Source organism: Arthrobacter sp. C152 (assembly GCF_054890965.1).
This window is the reverse complement of record NZ_JBTZSU010000017.1, coordinates 60,730-81,544: the sequence shown is the minus strand read 5'-3', so window position 1 is coordinate 81,544 and position 20,815 is coordinate 60,730. Positions and strand designations below refer to the sequence as shown.

Sequence of the window (20,815 nt, the reverse complement as noted above, 5' to 3'; positions counted from 1 at the left end):
CATAATCGGTATCAACAAACATGGCACACTATTGAGTTCTCAAACAACAGACACATTCGAATATTCCCGGAATAATTCAAGCTAATGAATTCTCATTCCGTATTTCTTCGCTGCGATGTTTCAAGCTTATTTCATTCATATTCACTTTTGCAAATCCGCTTATTTCGGCAAATTTACCCGGTGGAATGAATCCGCCCAGCAAAATAGGAAGCAATTTCCATCACCCACGTTGCACGCGGCTAAGAATTGCTTCTTATCAGTTGGGGGTTTGTCACCACTCAGCGGCGGCGACTCAGAAAACAATACACGCCCCCCGGCAGCCGTGCAAATCGGCTGCCGAAAGGCGTGCATGCGGATCCGGAAGGTGCTAGGGAACCCGGGCTAGGGAACCGGGCTACGGAACCAGGACCTCAACGGTGGCAAGATTCTTCTTGCCCCTGCGAAGAAGCAGGTACTGCCCGTGCAGGAGTTCGGATTCCGCGATGACAGCTTCGGGGTCGAGCACCTTTTCGTTGTTCACGTAGGCGCCGCCCTCACCCACGGTGCGCCGCGCTGCCGACTTGCTCTCCGAGAGCCCGGACGCTACCAGCAGGTCAACGATGCCCAGTTCATCCACCTGGACGGTGGTGGACGGAAGTTCCGAGGTGGCGGCCTGGAGTGTCGGCTTGTCCAGGGCAGACAGGTCACCGTTGCCGAACAGCGCGGCCGAGGCGGCGATCACCTTTTCGGTCGCTTCCACCCCGTGCACCAGGGAGGTCACCTCAAAGGCAAGTTTCCGCTGCCCTTCCCGGGCGAACGGACGCTCGGCCACGGACACGGCGATCTCTTCGATCTCGGCGCGGCTCAGGAAGGTGAAGACCTTGAGCCGGTCCACCACATCCGCATCGGCCGTGTTGAGCCAGAACTGGTAGAAGGCGTAGGGGCTGCACATGCCGGCGTCGAGCCAGATGGCATTGCCCTCGCTCTTGCCGAACTTGGTGCCGTCCGAGTTGGTGATCAGCGGCGTTCCCAGCGCGTGCACGCTCTTGCCCTCCACCTTGCGGATCAGCTCCGTTCCGCTGGTGAGGTTCCCCCACTGGTCCGAACCGCCCGTCTGCAGGACGCAGCCGTAGTCGCGGTAGAGCTGCAAGTAGTCCATACCCTGCAGGATCTGGTAGCTGAACTCGGTGTAGCTGATGCCTTCATCGGAGCTCAGGCGGGAGGCCACGGCGTCCTTGCGCAGCATGGTGCCCACCCGGAAGTGCTTGCCCACTTCACGCAGGAAATCGATGGCGCTCAGCGGCGCCGTCCAATCCAGGTTGTTCACCATCCTGGCGGCGTTGTCACCCTCAAAGCTCAGGAAGCGGCTCACCTGGGCCTGGAGGTAGCCAACCCACTCCGCGACGGTCTCCTTGGTGTTCAAGGTTCGTTCCGCCGTCGGACGCGGGTCGCCGATCATGCCGGTGGAACCGCCCACCAGTCCCAGCGGCTTATGCCCTGCCAGCTGGAGCCGCCGCATCACGAGCAGCTGGACCAGGTTGCCCAGGTGCAGGCTCGGGGCGGTGGGGTCGAAGCCGCAATAGTAGGTGACCGGCCCGTTGGCGAGGAGCTTTTCGAGCTCGGCTTCGTCAGTGGAGACATGGACCAGGCCACGCCACTTCAGCTCCTGCCAGATGTTGGCAAAAGTGGGGTCGTTGCGCTGCGGTTCGAGGTTGTTCAGTTCTGGCACGCCTTCTAAGTTAGCAGGATCGGGCAGGGTCAGCGGGCGATTCCTGCGGGCACGGGTTCGGCCGCGATCAGGCGCAGCCGCTGGGTGGGCCGGGTCATGGCAACGTAGAGGTCCCCCACCTTGCCGTGCCGGTGGTTAAGCATCATGGACGGTTCCAGGACCACCACCCCGTCGAATTCCAGGCCCTTCGCCTCACGCGGGCTGATCACCACGATGTCCTGCTCGTAGCTGCCGGCGCCCGTGCCGATGCGGCGGCCGTAGGCGGCGCGGAGGGCTGCGGTGGCCTCGGGCAAAAGGTCACCGTCGGCAATCACGGCGAGCAGGCCGCCGTCGAGCGCTTCCAGTTCCTCAGGAAGCACCTCGACCAGGCGGCTGACCACCGCGCCGGGCGCCACTTCGTCAATGATGGGTGACCAGCGGCCCTCGCGGACGGCCTTGGGCGCGGACACCACAAGCCCCGCCGCGTTGGCCATCCGAACCGCCGCTTCGGCGATCTGCGACGGCGTGCGGTAGTTGACCGTCAGTTCTTCCAGCTGCCACCGGTCGCCGAACATTGGGGCAAGGGCGCCCTGCCACGAGTTGGCCCCGGCCACGGTGCTGGTCTGGGCGATGTCGCCAACGATCGTAAAGGACTTCAGGGGGCAGCGCCGGACCAGCAGGCGCCACTGCATGGGCGAAAGCTCCTGGGCCTCGTCAACCACGATGTGGCCAAACGCCCAGGTCCGGTCGCTGGTGGCCCGCTCCGCGGCGGTCAGCCGGGCGATACGTTCCTGGTTCTGCTCCACCAGGTCCTCGGCACTCATGAGGGCGTCCACACCCGCGGCTTCCATGTTGACCAGGGTCTGCTTCGCGTTGGCCAGGTCCCGCGCACGGTCGTGCTCCTGCTGCGCCAGTCCGCGGCCGGCGGCAGGATCCAGCTCGCCGAGCAGTTCAGCGGCTTCGTCGAGCAGCGGGACGTCGGCTTCGGTCCACGGGGCGTCCGCCGGGCGCAGCAGCAATGCGCGCTCGGCGGGCGTGAGGTTCGGGGTGCAGAACTCCAGCACCTCGGGCTTGCTGAAGAGATCGGAGATCAGTTTCTCCGGCGTCATGGGCATCCAGCACAGGTTCAGGGAAATCCGGACGTCGCGCGCGGTCCGGACGTCCTCGGCAAGGTAGGAGCGGTCCGCGTTGTTGCCGATGTTCCCGGCTTCAACGAGCTCGGTCAGCTGTTCGGTGAGTTCACGGAGCAGTATCTTGACGAACGTTACGCGCGCCTCGTTGTAGGGCTTGCCCGTGGCGCGGGCCCGTTCGCGGGCACGGCGGACCTGCCTGGGCGTCAGCGTCAGCTTGCGGCCGTCCACCTCGAGGATCCGGTTCTGCGCGGGGACGCGCATCCGGTTGGAGACGGCGTTGGCCACAATGGCGGCCATCTCCAGCTTGCCCTTCAATGCGGCGACGTCGGCGTCGGGTTCCGGGACCGCCTGGATGCCGGGCATGAGCCGGCCAAGGCTGGCCATCACGACGCCGGTCTCGCCCAGTGAGGGCAGCACCCGTTCGATGTACTTCATGAACGACGACGACGGGCCCACCAGCAGCACGCCGGCACTCTTGAGCCGGTCACGGTGGGTGTAGAGCAGGTAGGCGGCACGGTGCAGCGCCACGGCAGTCTTGCCCGTGCCCGGGCCACCCTGGACCACGACGGCGCCGGAGATGGAAGACCGGATGATGCGGTCCTGCTCCGACTGGATGGTGCTGACGATGTCGGACATGCGGCCGGTCCGCTTGGAGTTCAGCGCCGCCAGCAGGGCCCCTTCACCCTGGAGCGACTCGTCGTCCGTGAGCATCGCGGCGTCCAGCACATCGTCCTCGATGGCCTTCACGTCCCGTCCCTGCAGGATCAGGTGCCGGCGGCGGCGCACGCCCTGCCGGTCGAAGGCGGTGGCCTGGTAGAAGTGCCCGGCTTCGGGCGCGCGCCAGTCCACCATCAGCCGCTGCAGGTCCTCGGTGGTCAGGCCGATGCGGCCAATGTACTGGGCTTCGCCGGAGTCCAGGTCCAGGCGGCCGAACACCAGCCGGTCGTCCACGGCATCCAGCTGCGCCAGCCGGTCCTCGTACAGCGCGGCGAAAGCGTCACGTTCCGAAACGTTCTGCATGGTGCCCACGGCCCCGGCCCGGCGGACCTGCGCCAGCTGGCGGCGCTTCTCCTCGCGGAGCTCTTCGAGCCGGGCATACAGGCCGGCTACATACTCCCGTTCGTGGGCCAATTCGGCGTCGTGCATCAACGTTCCCCTATCGCGAAAGACAGACCGTCCATTCTACAACCATTTCAATTAACGCTGGTCACACGTTGCCGTCTCCGGTGCCGCGCCGAGTCCGCGGCTTCGCCGCCTTGTACTTCGAGACGGTGGGGTCCCCTGTGAGCCAGAACCGCCAGGCATACTCGTCCGATCCCCCGGCGCCGGCCACGCCCACCCGCGGGCCCGAACTGACGGGACCGCCGGGGACGGACGGAAGCTGCAGCCCGAACGGCGGGGCCAGCGCGTCCCGGCCGCTGTCCGCCGTCGTCAGTCCCAGCGCCTTGGCCAGGCGCGCCGGGCCGCTGGCAAGGTCGGCCGGGCTTTTCGACGTCGGGCGCCGCCGCTTCGCCAGCTCCAGGCCTTCCACGATTTCCCCGGCCCGCAGCAGGAGCGCGGACGCCACGCCCGCGGGACCGCACACGATGTTGGTGCAGTGATGCATCCCATACGTGAAGTAGACGTACAGGTGGCCGGCCGGGCCGAACATGGGCGCGTTGCGGGGCGTGGGGCCGCGGTAGGTGTGCGAGCCCGGATCCGGGTGCAGGGAATCCTCCGGGCCGAGGTAGGCCTCCACTTCCGTCAGCCGGACGGACACGGCGCCGTCCCGGGATTCATGGGTCAGCACGGCGCCGAGCAGCTGCGGGGCCAGCTCCCGGGCGTCCGCGGACAGGAACTCGCGCAGAGGTTCCATTGCCCCAGTGCTTTGGGTCATTTCATGACCTTACCCAGATAATGCCGGTTCCAGCTGCGTGGTTCAGGGGCTGCCACGGGACTTTCAGCATCCACGGCCATGTCCGATTTCCGCTAGAAGCAGGCACCGGGGGGTGGCAGGATGGAGGAATGGACTTCTGGCAGCGCTACCGGGCCATCGATGCCCGGGATCCCCGCTTCGACGGCCAGTTCTTCACGGCCGTCCGCACCACGGGGATCTACTGCCGGCCCTCGTGCCCGGCCCGAACTCCCAAGGCTTCGAACGTCACGTTCTATGAAACCTCCGCCGCCGCCCATGACGCCGGGTACCGCGCCTGCAAGCGCTGCCTGCCCGAGGCGGTGCCGGGCACCCCGGCGTGGAACGTGCGCCAGGACGTGGCCGGCCGCGCGATGCGCCTGATCAACGACGGCGTGATCAACCGCGACGGCGTAGCGGGGCTCGCCGCGCGGCTGGGCTATTCGCCGCGGCAGCTGAACCGGATCCTGACGCAGGAACTCGGCGCCGGTCCCCTGTCGCTGGCCCGGGCGGGCAGGGCCCAGACCGCGCGCACGCTGTTGGTGTCGACGTCGATGAAACTCGCCGACATCGCCTTCGCCGCAGGCTTCAACAGCGTGCGGCAGTTCAACGACACCATCACCGACGTGTTCGCCATGACGCCAACGGCCCTGCGCGGCACAGCGCACCACACCACGGGCGCTCACCGGAACGTCGGCGGCTCCAGCACGTCACTGGTCCTGAGCCTGCCGTACCGCGCCCCCTTCGATCCGGGGATCTTCTCCTTCCTCGCCGTCCGTGCCATCCCCGGGATCGAGGAGGGCACGGAAACCTCCTACGCGCGCACCCTCCGCCTGCCCCACGGCGACGCCAGGTTCCGGGTGGAGTACGACGACGGCGCGCGGGGGCGGCCGCTGACCCTCACCGTCGGCGCGGTGGACCTGCGGGACCTGCCGGCACTGCTGAGCCGCGTCCGCAGGTTGTTCGACCTCGACGCCGATCCGGAGGCCATCGATTCCGTCCTGGCAGCTGACAGCCGGCTCGCGGCCCCGGTGGCCCAGGCTCCGGGCATCAGGCTGCCCGGGGCCCTCGATCCGGACGAACTGCTGGTTCGGGCCATGGTGGGCCAGCAGATCACCGTGGCAGCGGCGCGGACCTCGCTGACCCGGCTGTCCGCCGCCGGCAGTCCCTGCAGCGTTCCCGGGGACGGCCTGGACCGGCTGTTCCCCACCCCGGCGCAGATCGCGGACGCGGGGCACCTGCTAAGCGGTCCCCGGAGGAGGATGGAGTCGCTGCTGCAGGCTGCCGCGGCCATGGCCTCAGGCGGGCTCGACTTCGGCTACGGCAGCGACCTGCCCGGCCTCACGGCCGCCCTGCTCCCCCTGCCGGGGGTGGGCCCATGGACCGTGGGGTACGTGGCCATGCGGGTCCTCGGCGCCCCCGATATCTTCCTTGCCAACGACGCTGCGGTGCGCAACGGCATCCGCGTCCTCGATAATGGTGGGCACGCCTTCAGCCCGGACTTCCGGGAAGCCAGTCCGTGGCGCTCCTACGCCACGATGCACCTGTGGCGGGCAGCGGCCCGGCCCCGCAAGACGTCCGCAACGACCGTTCCCGCGAAAGGGATGCCATGAAAGCGCAACTGTTGGAAATGTCCACCCCGGACGGACCGTTCACGATCCTCGCCCGGGACGGCGTGGTCCTTGCCTCCGGCTGGACGGAGGGCCTGGCTGGGCTGACCGGCCAGATCCATCCCGGGCTGCGGCCGGACGCGGTGGAGGAGGTGGCCGGCTTGGCGGGAATCTCGTCCGCCGTCGAGGCCTTCTACTCCGGCGAGCCGGCCGTTGCGATGGCCGTCCCCGTCCTCCAGCGGTCCGGCCCGTTCCGCGCCCACGCGTGGGACGTCCTGCGGGAGGTCAAGCCGGGTTTCCCGGTCACCTACAGCGAGTACGCCGCCCTGGCGGGAAACCCCCGCGCCGTCCGGGCCGCGGCCAGCGCCTGCGCCTTCAACGCCGCCGCCCTGTTCGTCCCCTGCCACCGCGTGATCCGCACGGACGGCTCCCTGGGCGGCTTCCGCTGGGGACTGCGCGTCAAGGAAAGCCTGCTGGCCCGCGAAGCCGCCTGAGCCCCCTTCCCCTCCCGCGGGTTGGCATTTAACGGCAATGCCGGGCGCCCGGACTGCCGTTAAGTGCCATCTCGCGGAGGGGCTGGGGCAGAACCGCTACTGGGGTTCGGGCATCGCCGACGGCCAGGGCAGCAGTCCAGGCAGGTCGGTGCTGTCCCCTGCCGCGGTGGCCCGCAGGCTGTCCAGCGACGGCGTCCGGCCGGCGAGCCAGGCGGCGATGTCCGTCACCATGCCGCTGACGACGACGGTGCTGCCGCCGGCCCCGAGGGTAAGCGGCGGAAGTGCCACGGGCTGCAGCACCAGCCTCGTACCGGCCGGGACCCGCGCGGCCAGGAAGTCGAAAAGGTGCGAGCAGAACTCCTTGTTCCACGTTTCCGGTCCCCTGCCCGTGCCCAGGTCCGAGGTGTGGATGACGAGTTCCCGCCAAAGCGCCAGGCCGGCGTCGAAGATCACGCCGTCGCGGAAAGCGATGCGGGTCTGCCACTCATCCGCTTCCAGCGCGTCAAAGGCGGCCAGCGCCCGCTGCAGCGAGGCCCCGACATCCGCCCGGTGCTGCCCAAGGCTGTGCCCGGCGGCGAGATCGATGGCCCGGTTGCGGCCTTCCACGCCGCCGTCGTAAAGCTCCACGGTTTCGCCGCGGCGTCCGTACTCCACTTGGCGCGCAAGGGCGTCGCAGATCCCGGTGATGTGGGCGAGGAGGTGCCCGCGGCTCCAGCCTGGCAGGGTGGACGGTGCCCCGGCACCGTCGGCGGGGATCCGGTCCAGCTCGGCCGCCAGGGCATCGGCGGCCTTATGCAGTTCAGCCAGCAGGGCGGCAGGAGTTGGAGAGCTCATGCCGCCAGCCTAGCCGAGGTGTCAGTCGAGGGGCCTGCCGTCAGGCCCGACACGGTGCCGGACGTGCTCCCCGTCGTTGCTGGCCTGCCAGAACTCGAACTCCGTGGGCTGGACGGCGTAGAGCTGCCACAACGGGTTGTCGGTGCCGTCGCCGCGCGGCCGCTCTGCCCAGTCCCGGGCAGATGCCTCCGCTGACAGCTGGACCACCGGCCCGGCCACCCTGACCTGGCGGCCCAGGGATGCCCAGAAGAAGTTCATGGCAGCCTGGGGCACGACTTCCAGTTCCCGGCCCTTTCGGGACGCCCGGGACGTGGCGAAATGCCAGCCGTCGCCGTCGATGTTCTTCAGGATCAGCATCCTGGCGGACGGCTGCTGCCCGGCGCTGACGGTGGCCAGGCTGAAGGCGTGCGGCTGCTGCTCCCCCGCATCCAGGGCCTCATCCAGCCACTGCTTGAAGAGCAGCGCCGGATCCTGCGGCGCTGTATCCGGGCTGAAGGCCGGCAGGGCGGAGGGAAAGTCGGGCAGGGTGCGAAGGAACTTCCGGAAGGTTTCGCTCATGGACCCAGCCTAGCGGCCACCTTAAACGCCGCGAGATGGCACTTCACGGCAGTGTTGTTGGAAAACATTGCTGTGACATGCCATCTCGCGGAGGGTGGAGACGGGGACCATCTCGCGGGGGTGTTACTTGGCGTACTCCCGGACGCCGGCAAGCTCGGCTTCCAGCGCGGCCAGCTGGCGTTCGACGGCGGCCGGCGCCGTTCCGCCCTGGGAGTTGCGGCTGTTGAGGGAGCCCTCGGTGGAGAGAACCGTGCGGACCTCGGGAGTGAGGTGCTCCGAGATCGCGGCGTACTCTTCGTCCGTGAGGTCCCACAGTTCCACGCCGCGGGACTCGGCCTGCTTGACCGCGGCCCCGGACAGCTCGTGCGCCTCGCGGAACGGAACGCCCTGGCGGACCAGCCATTCTGCGATGTCCGTGGCCAATGCGAAGCCCTGGGGTGCCAGGGATTCCATCCGCTCCGTATTGAACGTCAGGGTGGCGATCATGCCGGACACGGCCGGGAGCAGCAGCTCCAGGGTGTCGGCGGCGTCGAACACCGGCTCCTTGTCCTCCTGCAGGTCGCGGTTGTACGCCAGGGGCAGGCCCTTGAGCGTGGCCAGCAGCCCGGTGAGGTTGCCGATCAGGCGCCCGGCCTTGCCGCGGGCCAGCTCCGCCACGTCCGGGTTCTTCTTCTGCGGCATGATCGAGGACCCCGTGGAGTACGAGTCATGCAGCGTGACGAAGGAGAACTCCTTGGTGGCCCAGAAGATGACTTCCTCGGAGATGCGCGACAGGTCCACGCCGATCATCGAGCAGACCCAGGCGAACTCCGCGAAGACATCGCGGGACGCGGTGCCGTCGATCGAGTTGTGCACGGCAGAGAAAAACCCCAGGTCCGCGGCCACGGCCTCCGGGTCAAGGCCCAGCGAGGACCCGGCCAGGGCACCGGAACCATAGGGCGAAACCCCGGCCCGCTTGTCCCAGTCCTGGAGCCGCTGCACGTCGCGCAGCAGGGCCCAGGCGTGGGCCAGCAGGTGGTGGCTGAGCAGCACCGGCTGGGCGTGCTGCAGGTGGGTGCGCCCGGGCATGGCGACACCGTGGTGCGCTTTTGCCTGCTCCACCAGGGCGTCCACGGTGTCGAGCACGCCGCGGGCGATGATCCGGGCGTGGTCGCGCAGGAACATCCGGCCAAGCGTCGCCACCTGGTCGTTGCGGGACCGGCCGGCGCGGAGCTTGCCGCCCAGCTGGGCACCGGCGCGCTCAATCAGGCCGCGTTCCAGCGAACCGTGCACGTCCTCGTCCGACTCCGCCGGCAGGTAGGCGCCGGAGGCAACGTCCTCGTCCAGCTTGGTAAGCGCTGCAAGCATCCCCTGCAGCTCGGCGTCGTCCAGCAGTCCGGCTTTGTGCAGCACGCGGGCGTGCGCCTTGGAACCGGCGATGTCGTAGCGCGCCAGCCGCCAGTCGAAGTGCGTGGACTTGCTCAGCGCCGCGAGGGCGTCCGCGGGACCGCCGGCGAACCGGCCGCCCCACAGTGCGCCTGCGTTTGTCCCCGAGCGCACCCCAACCTCGCTTCGCTCGGCCGGGGACCCCTGCGCCCGTGGGCCCTTCTCGGTTTTCTGTTCAGCCACAGGGGCTACTTTCCTGCGACGCGGATGTCGCGGCCGGAGGCAACCTTGGCGGACATGCCCCACAGCTCGATGAAGCCACGGGCCATGGACTGGTCGAAGGTGTCGCCGGTGTCGTAGGTGGCCAGCGAGAAGTCATACAGCGAGGTGTCGGAGCGGCGGCCGTTGACGATGGCCTGGCCACCGTGCAGGGTCATCCGGATGTCGCCCGAGACGTACTTCTGGGTGTCCTCGATGAAGGCGTCAAGGGAGCGCTTGAGCGGGGAGAACCACTGTCCGTCGTAGACCAGCTCGGCCCAGCGCTGGCCCACAGTGGCCTTGAAGCGGGCCTGCTCGCGCTCGATCGTGACGTCCTCGAGGTGCTTGTGGGCGGTGATCAGCGCCATGGCACCCGGGGCTTCGTAGATCTCGCGGGACTTGATACCCACCAGGCGGTCCTCGACGACGTCGATGCGGCCCACGCCCTGGGCGCCGGCGCGGCGGTTGAGTTCCTTGATGGCCTGCAGCGGGGTGACCTTGACGCCGTCGATCGCGACGGGGACGCCGGCTTCGAAGGAGATGGTGACCTCATCCGGCGCCGGCGGGAATTCCGGGGTGGCCGTGTAGTCGTAGATGTCCTTGGTGGGGGCGTTCCAGATGTCCTCGAGGTATCCGGTCTCCACGGCGCGGCCCCAGACGTTCTGGTCGATGGAGTACGGGTTCTTCTTGGTGGTCTCGATCGGCAGGCCCTTCTCCTCGGCGAAGGCGATGGCCTTGTCGCGGGTGAGCGCGAGGTCGCGGACCGGTGCGATGCACTTCAGGTCCGGGCCGAGGGTCTGGATGCCCACTTCGAAGCGGACCTGGTCGTTGCCCTTGCCGGTGCAGCCGTGTGCCACGGTGGTGGCGCCGAACTCGCGGGCAGCCTTGACCAGGTGCTTGACGATGACCGGGCGGGAGATGGCGGACACCAGCGGGTAGTGGCCCTGGTAGAGGGCGTTGGCCTTCAGCGTGGGCACGCAGTATTCGTTGGCGAACTCGTCCGAGGCGTCGGCCACGTAGGCCTCGACGGCGCCGCAGCCCAGCGCGCGCTGGCGGATGGTTTCCAGCGATTCGCCGCCCTGTCCGACGTCGACCGCCACGGCGATGACCTCGGCACCGGTGGCTTCACCGATCCAGCCGATGGCGACGGACGTGTCCAGGCCGCCCGAGTAGGCCAGCACAATGCGTTCAGTCACTTCAGATGCTCCTTGTTGGGGTTTGGTTGGTTGATCGTCTTCAAGCTTATTGCCCGGCTTCTTCGGCCAGTTGCAGGAAGCGGGCAGCCAGGTCCGGTCCGCCCACCGGGTCGCGGGACACCAGCAGCACGGTGTCGTCGCCGGCGATGGTGCCCAGGATGGACGGCATCACCGAATGGTCGATGGCCAGGGCCAGGAAGTTCGCCGCTCCCGGCGGGGTGCGCAGCACCACGAGGTTGGCCGAGGCCTCCGCGGTCACCAGCAGTTCGCTGCACAGCCGGGCGAGCCGGGCGTCCAGGATTTCCTGTGTGACGCCGCTCTTGGCCGCCCGTTCACCGCCTTCGCCGGGGACGGCGTAGACCAGGACGCCCTCCTTCCCGCGGACGCGGACGGCGCCGAGTTCCACGAGGTCCCGGGACAGTGTGGCCTGGGTGACCTGCACGCCGTCGTCCGCGAGCAGCGCCGCGAGCTCCGCCTGGGACCGCACCGACTGCCCGGTAAGGATCGCGGTGATGCGCGCCTGCCGGGCTGTCTTGGTGGCCGGACTGGTGCCCGGGGAGGACGGCTGCGCGGACACTAGAACGTGCTCTCCCCGGTGCCTTCGACCGGAGCGAGGCCCTCCACGAAGGCCAGGCCGGACTGGTGCATCAGCCATGCCATCAGTGCCTTTTGGGCGTGCAGCCGGTTTTCCGCTTCGTCCCACACGATGGACTGGGGGCCGTCGATGACGTCCGCGGAAATTTCGTAGCCCCGGTAGGCGGGCAGGCAGTGGAGCACGACGGCGTCATCCGCGGCGAGTGCCATGGCGTCCGAATCCACGGAGTAGTCCCGGAACAGCTTCATCCGGGCTTCCTTCTCGGCTTCCTGGCCCATGGACACCCAGGTGTCGGTGGCGACGACGTCAGCGCCCTGCAGCGCCTCCTTGGCATCGGTGGTGACCAGCACCGAGCCGCCGGTTTCGGCAGCGCGCTCCTTCGCCGCCGCCACGATGTCCCCGGCCGGGAGGTAGCCCTCCGGTCCGGCGATGCGGACGTGCATTCCGGCGGTGACCCCGGCGAGCAGGTAGGAATTGGCCATGTTGTTGGCCGCATCGCCCAGGTAGCTCATGGTCAGCCCCTTGAGCCCGCCCTTGTGTTCTTTCACGGTGAGCAGGTCGGCGAGGAGCTGGCAGGGGTGGTAGTCGTCGCACAGGGCGTTGATGACCGGCACCTTCGAGTTTTCCGCCATGGCCACCAGCCCCGAGTGCGCGCCGGTGCGCCACACGATGGTGGAGACCATGCGTCCAAGGACCTTGGCGGTGTCTTCCACGGATTCCTTGTGGCCGATCTGGGCCTCACCGGGGTTGATGACCAGCGCGTTGCCGCCCATGTCGGCGATGCCGGTGGCGAAGGAAACCCGGGTGCGGGTGGAGGTCTTGTCGAAGATCACGGCCACGGTCTTGCGGCCGTTGCCTTCGGCGGCGAACGGCTGGACGCTGTACGGGGCCGCCTTCATGCGGGCAGCGAGTTCCAGCACCTCCGCCTGCTCGGCGGGGGTGAGGTCGGTGTCCTTGAGGAAGTGCCGGGTTGCGGTGGTCACTGGGCGTCCTTTGCTGCTTGGAGGATTGCCGGGAAAGCGGTCAGGAAGGTGTCGGCCTGTGCCGCGGTCAGGATCAGCGGCGGGGCCAGGCGGATGGTGCGCGGACCCGGGCTGTTGACGATGAATCCGGCGTCCAGGGCTTCCTGGACCACGGCGGGCGCGACGTCGGCGTCCAGGTCGAAGCCGATCAGCAGCCCTTCGCCGCGGACCTCGGTGACGCCGGGGATGGCAGCCAGGGCGGTGCGCAGGTGCTCCCCCACGGCCTTGACGCTGGCGAGCACGTTCTGGCTTTCCAGGGCGTGCAGCGTGGCGAGGGCGGCCGCCGTCGCCACCGGGTTGCCGCCGAAGGTGGTGCCGTGCTGGCCCGCGGACAACAGCGACGACGTCTGCTCACCGAAGGTAAGCAGGGCCCCGATGGGGAACCCTCCGCCGAGGCCCTTGGCCAGGGTGATGGCGTCCGGGACGATGCCGGCGTCCTCGCTGGCGAACCACTTGCCGGTCCGGCCGATGCCGGTCTGGACCTCGTCCAGGATCAGCAGGGCGCCGGCCTTGCTGGTGGCGTCCCGGGCTGCCTTCAGGTACCCCGGGGGCAGCGGCCGGACCCCGGCCTCGCCCTGGATGGGTTCGAGGAAGACGGCGGCGACGGTTTCGTCCACGGCGGCTTCGAGCGCGGCGATGTCGCCGAACGGGATGTGCTCCACGCCGCCGGGCAGCGGCTCGAAGGGGGCCCGGTAGGCTTCCTTGGCCGTGAGGGCCAGGGCTCCCATGGTCCGGCCATGGAAGGCGCCCTCGAGCGCAATAATCTTCGTGCGTTTCGTGCCCCCGGAGCCGGTGTTGCGGCGTGCCAGCTTGAACGCTGCCTCATTGGCCTCCGTGCCCGAGTTGGTGAAGAACACCTTGGAACCGGCGGGCGCGTGGGCCAGTTCCAGGAGCTTTTCGGCCAGGGCCACCTGCGTGGGGCTGGTGAAGAAGTTGGAGACATGGCCCAGGGTGGCCAGCTGGCTGGAAATGACCGAGGTGACGAACGGGTGGGCGTGGCCCAGCGCGTTCACGGCGATGCCGCCGAGCAGGTCGAGGTATTCCTTGCCGTCGGCGTCCCAGACCAGGCAGCCGGCGCCGCGGACCAGGACGCGCTGCGGTGTGCCGAACACGTTCATCAGGGAGCTCGAGTAGCGCGACAGCCACTCGGAGCCGGCGTGGCCCTGGGTTTCGACAAGCTCGACCACCGGGTTCTTGGGTTCAACCACCGCGCTGTGCTTATTCATGCGTTCACTTCCTCGTCCGGGACAACCTGGGTGCCGATGCCCGCCGTCGTAAATGTCTCCAGCAGCATGGAGTGCGGCAGGCGGCCGTCCACGATGTGGGCCCGCTCCACTCCCTCGTCGATGGCCTTCAGGCAGGCGGCCATCTTGGGGATCATGCCCGATTCGAGCCTGGGCAGCATCTCCCGCAGTTCCGACGCCGTCAGGGAGGAGATCAGCGAGGACTTGTCCGGCCAGTTGGCGTAGAGGCCTTCGACGTCGGTCAGGATGACCAGCTTGGAGGCGCCCAGCGCGGAGGCGACGGCGGCCGCGGCGGTGTCGGCGTTGACGTTCAGGACCTGCCCGGTGGGCTGGAACCGGGCGGCCCCAACCGCGCCGTCACCGCCGTCGACAATCTCCGGGGCGACCGTGGAGATCACGGGGATGCGGCCGGCGTCGAGGATGTCCACGATGCCGGTCGGGTCGACGCCGACCACCTCGCCCACCAGCCCCAGGTCGACGTCTTCGCCGTCCACCACGGTGCCGGTGCGCACGGCGCGCAGCAGGCCGCCGTCTTCCCCGGACATGCCGACGGCGTAGGGGCCGTGGGAGTTGATCAGGCCCACCAGCTCGCGGCCTACCTGGCCGGTAAGGACCATCCGGACCACGTCCATCGCTTCGGGCGTGGTGACCCGCAGGCCGCCCTTGAACTCGGATTCGATGCCCAGCCGGCCCAGCATGGAGTTGATCTGCGGGCCGCCGCCGTGGACCACCACGGGATGGATGCCCACGTGGTGGAGGAACACGATGTCCTCGGCGAAGGCGCGGCGCAGCTCGTCGTTGACCATGGCGTTGCCGCCGTATTTGATCACCATGGTGGTGCCGGCGAACCGCTGGATCCACGGCAGGGCCTCGATCAGGGTTGCCGCCTTGTCCTGGGCGGCGGACATGCTGGTGGTTTCACGCGTCTGGGTGTTCATGCTGTCACTTTCCGCAGCGGGTGCCTGGCCCGCCGCCGGCCTAGCTGGAGTAGGCGCTGTTCTCGTGGACGTAGTCATGGGTGAGGTCGTTCGTCCAGATCGTGGCTTCGGCGTTGCCGGCCTGCAGGTCGATCTCCACCAGGACCTCGCGCGGCTCCAGGTCCACCAGGCCGCGGTCGTCACCGATGCTGCCGTTGCGGCAGATCTGCACGCCGTTCATCGCCACGTTGAGCTTGTCGGGGTCGAAGGCGGCGTCGGTGGTGCCCACGGCGGAAAGCACGCGGCCCCAGTTGGGGTCCTTGCCGAAAATGGCGGCCTTGAAGAGGTTGGAGCGGGCAACGGAGCGGCTGACGGTTTCGGCGTCGGCTTCGCTGGCCGCATTGAACGTGCGGATGACGATGTCGTGGCTGGCGCCCTCGGCGTCGGCGATCAGCTTCCGCGCCAGCTCGGCGCAGACCTGGGTCAGGCCGGCGCCGAAGGCCTCGGCGGTCGGCACGGCACCGGATGCGCCCGAGGCCAGCAGCACAACGGTGTCGTTGGTGGACATGCAGCCGTCGGAATCGGCCCGGTCGAACGTGACGCGCGTGGCGTCACGCAGGACGACGTCGAGCATGTCGGCTTCGACTGCGGCATCGGTGGTGAGGACCACCAGCATCGTGGCCAGGCCGGGCGCGAGCATGCCGGCACCCTTGGCAATGCCGCCGATGCTGAACTCGGTGCCGTCGGCGTCGGTGCCGATGAACAGCGCGGACTTCGGCACGCTGTCCGTGGTCATGATGGCGGTGCCCGCCTCGGGGCCGCCGTCGGTGTTCAGCGCAGCGGCGGCAGCCTCCACGCCCGGCAGGATCTTGTCCATGGGCAGCTGCTCGCCGATCAGGCCGGTGGAGCAGACGAACACGTCCGTGGCCGAGATGCCCAGCACCTCGGCCACCTTCTCCGCGGTGCTGTGGGTGTTCTGGAATCCCGTGGGCCCGGTGCAGGCGTTGGCGCCGCCGGAGTTCAGGATGACGGCGTCAACGCGGCCATCGGACACTACCTGCCGGGACCAGTGCACGGGGGCTGCTGCCACCCGGTTGCTGGTGAAGACGGCGGCGGCGGCCTTGGACGGACCGTCATTGACGACCAGGGCGAGGTCAGGTTTTCCGGAGGCCTTGAGTCCGGCGGTCACGCCGGCTGCCCGGAATCCCTGGGGTGCGGTGATGGTCACGGGGCTACTCCCTGCAGGTTGAGGCCGGCGGTTTCAGGCAGGCCGAGTGCGATGTTCATGGACTGCACGGCGCCGCCGGCAGTGCCCTTGGTCAGGTTGTCGATCACGCAGGTGACGATGACCCGGCCGGCGTGGGCGTCGAAGGCCACCTGCATGGCCGCGTGGTTGGACCCCTGGACGGACTTGGTTGCCGGCCACTGGCCTTCCGGAAGCACGTGCACGAACGGCTCGTCCTCATACGCTTCGATCCAGGCGAGGCGCAGCTGCGCGGCGGTGATGCCTGCCTTGACCTTCGCGGTGGCGGTGGTCAGGATGCCACGGCTCATCGGGGCAAGCGTGGGCGTGAAGGAAACGGTGACCTTCTCCCCCGCCGCATTGGACAGGCCCTGCTCGATTTCCGGCGTGTGCCGGTGCCCGCCGCCAACGCCGTACGGGCTCATGGAGCCCATCACTTCCGAGCCGATGAGGTTGACCTTGGCCGCCTTGCCCGCCCCGGAGGTGCCGGACGCGGAAACGATCACGACGTCGTCGGGCTCCAGGAGATGGGCGGCGAACCCGGGGGTCAACGCCAGGAGGGCGGACGTCGGGTAGCAGCCCGGAACGGCGATGCGGGTGGCGCCCTTGAGGGCTTCGCGCTGGCCGGGAAGTTCAGGAAGGCCGTACGGCCAGGTGCCGGCGTGGGCCGAGCCGTAGAACTTCTCCCACGCCTCCGGGTCCTGCAGGCGGTGGTCGGCGCCGGCGTCGATCACCACTGTTCCTTCGGGCAACTGGGCAGCGATCTCCGCGGAGGCGCCGTGCGGCAGGGCGAGGAAGACGACGTCGTGGCCGGAGAGGTTCGCCACCGTGGTGTCCTCCAGGATCCGGCTGGCCAGTCCGTGCAGGTGCGGCTGCAGCTCCCCGAGCCGCGAGCCGGCGTTGCTGTGGGCCGTGATGGCGCCGATGGTCACACCGGGATGACCGGCAAGCAGGCGGAGGACTTCTCCCCCGGCGTAGCCGCTGGCTCCCGACACCGCAACAGAAATAGTCATGCCCCCGACTATACAGCAATAGTTATGCATTGCTACCGATATTTATGCATACGCTATTGCGGCGCTCACCGGCATGCCCCTTGCCGGGGCGGCGGGCACGGTCCCTAGGATGGATTTCGGCAGCCGGGCGACAGAAGCGCCCGGGAAAGGAGAGCAATGACGCACGCAATCGTCGCACGGCAGGCAGGCGGACCGGAAGTCCTTGAGTACACCGAAGTTGAGCGGCCGGTTCCCGGGCCGGGGCAGCTGCTGTTCCGGGTCGGGGCAGCCGGGGTGAACTTCATCGACACCTACAAGCGCAGCGGCACCTACACAGTGCCCTACCCCTTCATCCCGGGATCGGAAGCCGCAGGCACGGTGGAGGCGGTGGGCGAGGGCGTGACGGGCTTTACCGTGGGCGACCGACTGGCAACGGCGGAGGGCGTCAGCTGCTACGCCGACTACGCGCTGGTGGACGAGGAGGCCGCTCTTCCGGTGCCGAAGGGCCTGGACGTCTTCACCGCCGCCGCCCTTCCCCTGCAGGGCATCACCGCGCACTACCTGATCAATTCCACGTTCAAGGTGGAACCCGGCCATACCGTGCTGCTGCACGCCGGCGCGGGCGGGGTGGGGCTGCTGCTCATCCAGCTCCTCAAGGCCAAGGGTGCCCGGGTGATCACCACCGTGTCCAACGATGAGAAGAAAGCCCTCGCCCTTGAGGCCGGGGCGGACCACGTGGTGCGCTACGAGGGTTTTCCCCACCACGTGCGCGAAATGACGGGCGGCACCGGCGTGGACGTGGTGTACGACGGCGTGGGCCGCAACACGTTCGACGGTTCCCTTGCCGCGCTGCGCGTCCGGGGAATGCTGGTCCTGTTCGGGGCCGCCTCGGGCCCCGTCCCGCCCTTCGACCCGCAGCGGCTTAATGCGGCGGGCTCGGTGTTCCTCACCCGGCCCACCATGGGCCATTACCTGCGGGATGCGGCGGAGCGGCGCTGGCGCTCGGACGAGGTGTTTGCCGCCGCCGCCAACGGCAGCCTGAAGGTCCGGATCGGCGCCCGGTATCCGTTGAGCCAGGCAGCCCAGGCACACCGCGACCTCGAGGGCCGCAAGACCACCGGCAAGGTCCTCCTGGTTCCCTGAGTGGCAGTTCCCTGTGCAAGGGGCCGCCACAAACGGAAGTCCCCGCAACCACCAAAGGTTGCGGGGACTTCCGTTTGTGGGACTTGCTTAGCGCTGGACGGCCCCGAAGCGTTCGCCGGCCAGGGCCACGGCGCTTTCACGCGCGGCCGAGGCTTCGTCCGCGGTCAGGGTGCGGTCGGCGGCGCGGAACCGCAGCCCGAAGGCCAGCGATTTCTTGCCCTCCTCGATGCCCTTGCCCGCATAGACGTCGAACAGGGCGACATCCTCGAGCAGTTCCCCCGCGCCTTCCCGCAGCGCGGCGAGGACCTCGTCCGCCGGTACCTCGGCCGGGACCACGAGGGCGACGTCCTGGGTGGCCACAGGGAACGCGGAGATGTGGCGTGCCACGATCACGTCCGGCGCGGCCTCGAACAGGGCATCGGCGTTGATCTCCAGGGCGACGGTCCGGGCAGGCAGGTCCGAGGCCGCGAGCAGCTTGGGGTGCAGTTCGCCCGCGTAGCCCACCACTTCGCCCGTGCGCAGTGCCAGCTGGGCGGTCCGGCCGGGGTGGAACGCCTGGTGGCTGCCCTGGCTGACCACCAGGTCGACGCCGAGGACGTCGCCGGCGAGGCGGGCGACGTCGAGCGCGTCGGCCCAGTCCCAGGCGCGCGGCGTGTGGGCTGCGGCGGCCGGGGAATCATGGCCGGTGAGGATGGCGGCGACGTGGAACGGCTGGGCGGGGACGCCGTCGAACAGTGCATCCAGCACCTCGTCGGAGGGCTTAGCGCCCAACGGCGGAATCGACGCAGTTCCCACCGTTTCGCCGGGCAGGAACACCAGGCCGGACTCGAACAGGGCCAGGTCGCGGAAGCCGCGGGAGTGGTTCCGCTTGGCCACCTCAATCAGCCCCGGCAGGACCGAGGTGCGCAGGTAGCCGTGCTCCTCGCTGATCGGGTTGGCGAGCTTGACCGCGCTGCGGGCTTCTCCCTGCCCGGCCACGCCGAAGGTGTCGTTCGCGGCCTTGGACACGAACGGGTAGGACAGCACCTCGGTGAGGCCGGCGTCGGCCAGGGCCTGGATGAGGCGCCGGCGCTGCTGCTGGACGCGGGTAAGGCCCCGGCCCGGAGGGGCCACCGGAAGCGTGGCGGGGATCTTGTCGTAACCCACCAGCCGGGCGATTTCCTCGGTCAGGTCTTCCTTGGTCTCCAGGTCGTTGCGCCAGCTCGGCGGCGTAACCGTCCAGCCGCCGTCGTGCTTCACCACCGCTGCCCCCAGGTCCACCAGGGACGTGGTGATCTGCTCTTCCGTGAAGTCGATGCCGATCCGGGCGGCGGCGAAGCCGGCCGGCAGGTCGATGGTGACGGTTTCCGGGGCGGTACCGACGTCCGTTCCCGCGTCGTCGGCCGTGCCGCCGGCGAGCTCCACCAGCAGGTCCACCACGCGCTGCGCGGCGATGCCCGCCACCTGCCAGTCCACGCCGCGCTCGAAGCGCTTGGACGCTTCCGAAGGCAGCTTGTGCCGCCGCCGGGAACGGCCGATCGATACCTCGTCGAAGTGGGCAGCCTCAACCAGGATGTTCGACGTCGAATCCCCCACCTCGGTTGCGGCGCCACCCATCACGCCTGCGATTCCGATGGCACCGGAGTCGTCGGTGATGAGCAGGTCCTCGGCGTCAAGGGTGCGTTCCTTGCCGTCCAGCGTGGTGATCTTCTCGCCAGCGGCGGCACGGCGCACCACGATGTCGCCCGAGAGCGTGTCCAGGTCGTAGCAGTGCGTGGGCTGGCCGAGCTCGAGCATGACGTAGTTGGAGATATCCACCGGCAGGGAGATGGAGCGGATGCCTGCCAGGCGGAGCCGCGAGACCATCCACGGCGGGGTGGGCCGGGTGGCGTCCACGCCGCGGACCGTGCGGGCCACGAAGCGGTCGCAGCCGGGCTTGCCGTAGATGGGCGCGTCGTCGTTGAGCTTGACGCCGTAGCCGCCGGAGAGTTCCGCCGGGGCCTGGACCTTGCCGGCCGGGTCCGTGAAGGCGGTACCCGTGGCGTGCGCGTATTCCCGGGCCACGCCGCGGATGGAGAAGGCGTAGCCGCGGTCCGGGGTGACGTTGATTTCCGCCGCCTGGTCATACAGGCCCAGCAGTTCCATCGCGTCGGTGCCCACTTCCGGGTCCAGCCCGATGCGGGACAGCACCAGGATGCCGTCGTGGTCCTCACCGATGCCCAGTTCGCGGACGGAGGCGATCATTCCGGCGGAAAGGTGGCCGTAGGTCTTGCGTGCGGAGATGTGGAAGTCGCCCGGCAGGACGGCGCCGGGCAGGGTGACCACCACCTTGTCGCCCTCCACGAAGTTGTGGGCGCCGCAAATGATGCCCTGGACACCGGAGGGATCGATGCCCTTGCCGGTGAGCGTCTGCTCCTGCCCTTCGGGGACCACCCGGACCTGGCACCAGTTGATGGTCTTGCCGTTGGTCTGGGGTTCCTTGACCAGGCTGAGGACCTGGCCCACCACGACGGGGCCCTGCAGGGTGTCCGTGGGGCGGTGGACCGCCTCCTCCTCGAAGCCGACCTTGACCAGTTCCGCCATGACGTCTTCGGCCGTGGCACTGGCCGGTACCGCTGCGAATTCACGCAGCCAGGAAAGTGGGATACGCACTG

Annotated in this window: 17 protein-coding genes; 3 read left to right on the top strand and 14 right to left on the bottom strand. The window is 68.7% G+C overall.

From position 1 onward, the window contains the following. Positions 1 to 394: 394 nt before the first annotated feature. The 3 genes from tyrS to ACYSM9_RS13265 all read right to left on the bottom strand — a co-directional run bounded on the left by tyrS (position 395) and on the right by ACYSM9_RS13265 (position 4,696). On the bottom strand, positions 395 to 1,708 hold the full coding sequence (tyrS, locus tag ACYSM9_RS13275) for a tyrosine--tRNA ligase (protein ID WP_461857430.1): 1,314 nt from the start codon (positions 1,706 to 1,708) through the stop codon (positions 395 to 397). Between the two features lie 29 nt (positions 1,709 to 1,737). Continuing rightward, complete coding sequence (locus tag ACYSM9_RS13270) at positions 1,738 to 3,966, bottom strand: HelD family protein (protein WP_461857429.1); 2,229 nt, start codon at positions 3,964 to 3,966, stop codon at positions 1,738 to 1,740. 61 nt (positions 3,967 to 4,027) lie between these two features. Continuing rightward, positions 4,028 to 4,696 carry a DNA-3-methyladenine glycosylase gene (locus ACYSM9_RS13265; RefSeq protein ID WP_461857428.1) on the bottom strand — a complete coding sequence of 223 codons (669 nt, stop codon included), beginning with the start codon at positions 4,694 to 4,696 and terminating at the stop codon, positions 4,028 to 4,030. Between the two features lie 128 nt (positions 4,697 to 4,824). Here ACYSM9_RS13265 and ACYSM9_RS13260 point away from each other — a divergent pair, with 128 nt between their 5' ends. Both ACYSM9_RS13260 and ACYSM9_RS13255 read left to right on the top strand, forming a co-directional pair. Continuing rightward, positions 4,825 to 6,324: a DNA-3-methyladenine glycosylase 2 family protein gene (locus tag ACYSM9_RS13260; RefSeq protein ID WP_461857427.1), complete on the top strand. Its 1,500-nt coding sequence runs from the start codon at positions 4,825 to 4,827 to the stop codon at positions 6,322 to 6,324. Continuing rightward, positions 6,321 to 6,815, top strand: a complete 495-nt coding sequence (locus ACYSM9_RS13255) for a methylated-DNA--[protein]-cysteine S-methyltransferase (RefSeq protein WP_461857426.1) — start codon at positions 6,321 to 6,323, stop codon at positions 6,813 to 6,815. Before ACYSM9_RS13260 ends, ACYSM9_RS13255 begins: the two co-directional genes overlap by 4 nt. A gap of 96 nt (positions 6,816 to 6,911) precedes the next feature. Here ACYSM9_RS13255 and ACYSM9_RS13250 read toward each other — a convergent pair whose 3' ends face one another. The 10 genes from ACYSM9_RS13250 to argC all read right to left on the bottom strand — a co-directional run bounded on the left by ACYSM9_RS13250 (position 6,912) and on the right by argC (position 17,060). Next, on the bottom strand, positions 6,912 to 7,649 hold the full coding sequence (locus tag ACYSM9_RS13250) for a maleylpyruvate isomerase family mycothiol-dependent enzyme (RefSeq protein ID WP_461857425.1): 738 nt from the start codon (positions 7,647 to 7,649) through the stop codon (positions 6,912 to 6,914). 21 nt (positions 7,650 to 7,670) lie between these two features. After that, on the bottom strand, positions 7,671 to 8,207 hold the full coding sequence (locus ACYSM9_RS13245) for a pyridoxine/pyridoxamine 5'-phosphate oxidase (RefSeq protein ID WP_461857424.1): 537 nt from the start codon (positions 8,205 to 8,207) through the stop codon (positions 7,671 to 7,673). Between the two features lie 123 nt (positions 8,208 to 8,330). Beyond that, positions 8,331 to 9,815 carry an argininosuccinate lyase gene (gene argH / locus ACYSM9_RS13240; RefSeq protein WP_461857423.1) on the bottom strand — a complete coding sequence of 495 codons (1,485 nt, stop codon included), beginning with the start codon at positions 9,813 to 9,815 and terminating at the stop codon, positions 8,331 to 8,333. 5 nt (positions 9,816 to 9,820) lie between these two features. Beyond that, positions 9,821 to 11,026 carry an argininosuccinate synthase gene (locus ACYSM9_RS13235; RefSeq protein ID WP_454485957.1) on the bottom strand — a complete coding sequence of 402 codons (1,206 nt, stop codon included), beginning with the start codon at positions 11,024 to 11,026 and terminating at the stop codon, positions 9,821 to 9,823. A 46-nt stretch (positions 11,027 to 11,072) separates the two neighbouring features. After that, positions 11,073 to 11,603 carry an arginine repressor gene (locus tag ACYSM9_RS13230; RefSeq protein WP_461857422.1) on the bottom strand — a complete coding sequence of 177 codons (531 nt, stop codon included), beginning with the start codon at positions 11,601 to 11,603 and terminating at the stop codon, positions 11,073 to 11,075. Next, positions 11,603 to 12,604, bottom strand: a complete 1,002-nt coding sequence (argF, locus tag ACYSM9_RS13225) for an ornithine carbamoyltransferase (RefSeq protein ID WP_461857421.1) — start codon at positions 12,602 to 12,604, stop codon at positions 11,603 to 11,605. The genes ACYSM9_RS13230 and argF overlap by 1 nt, the downstream gene beginning before the upstream one ends. Next, positions 12,601 to 13,869, bottom strand: coding sequence for an acetylornithine transaminase (locus ACYSM9_RS13220; RefSeq protein WP_461857420.1), 1,269 nt, complete (start codon positions 13,867 to 13,869; stop codon positions 12,601 to 12,603). Before ACYSM9_RS13220 ends, argF begins: the two co-directional genes overlap by 4 nt. Further along, positions 13,866 to 14,825, bottom strand: coding sequence for an acetylglutamate kinase (gene argB, locus ACYSM9_RS13215; protein WP_461857419.1), 960 nt, complete (start codon positions 14,823 to 14,825; stop codon positions 13,866 to 13,868). Before argB ends, ACYSM9_RS13220 begins: the two co-directional genes overlap by 4 nt. A 40-nt stretch (positions 14,826 to 14,865) precedes the next feature. Then, complete coding sequence (gene argJ / locus ACYSM9_RS13210; protein WP_461857418.1) at positions 14,866 to 16,032, bottom strand: bifunctional glutamate N-acetyltransferase/amino-acid acetyltransferase ArgJ; 1,167 nt, start codon at positions 16,030 to 16,032, stop codon at positions 14,866 to 14,868. Then, the gene (gene argC, locus ACYSM9_RS13205; protein WP_461857417.1) at positions 16,029 to 17,060 is read right to left on the bottom strand and encodes an N-acetyl-gamma-glutamyl-phosphate reductase; all 1,032 of its coding nucleotides are present in this window, start codon (positions 17,058 to 17,060) and stop codon (positions 16,029 to 16,031) included. Before argC ends, argJ begins: the two co-directional genes overlap by 4 nt. Before the next feature lie 156 nt (positions 17,061 to 17,216). On the opposite strand from argC, the gene ACYSM9_RS13200 reads away from it, so the two are divergent. Continuing rightward, entirely contained in the window at positions 17,217 to 18,182 is a 966-nt protein-coding gene (locus ACYSM9_RS13200) for a quinone oxidoreductase family protein (RefSeq protein ID WP_461857416.1), read from the top strand. A gap of 87 nt (positions 18,183 to 18,269) precedes the next feature. Here the strand turns inward: ACYSM9_RS13200 and pheT are convergent, their stop codons facing one another. After that, on the bottom strand, positions 18,270 to 20,813 hold the full coding sequence (gene pheT / locus ACYSM9_RS13195) for a phenylalanine--tRNA ligase subunit beta (protein ID WP_461857415.1): 2,544 nt from the start codon (positions 20,811 to 20,813) through the stop codon (positions 18,270 to 18,272). Between the last annotated feature and the right edge of the window lie 2 nt (positions 20,814 to 20,815).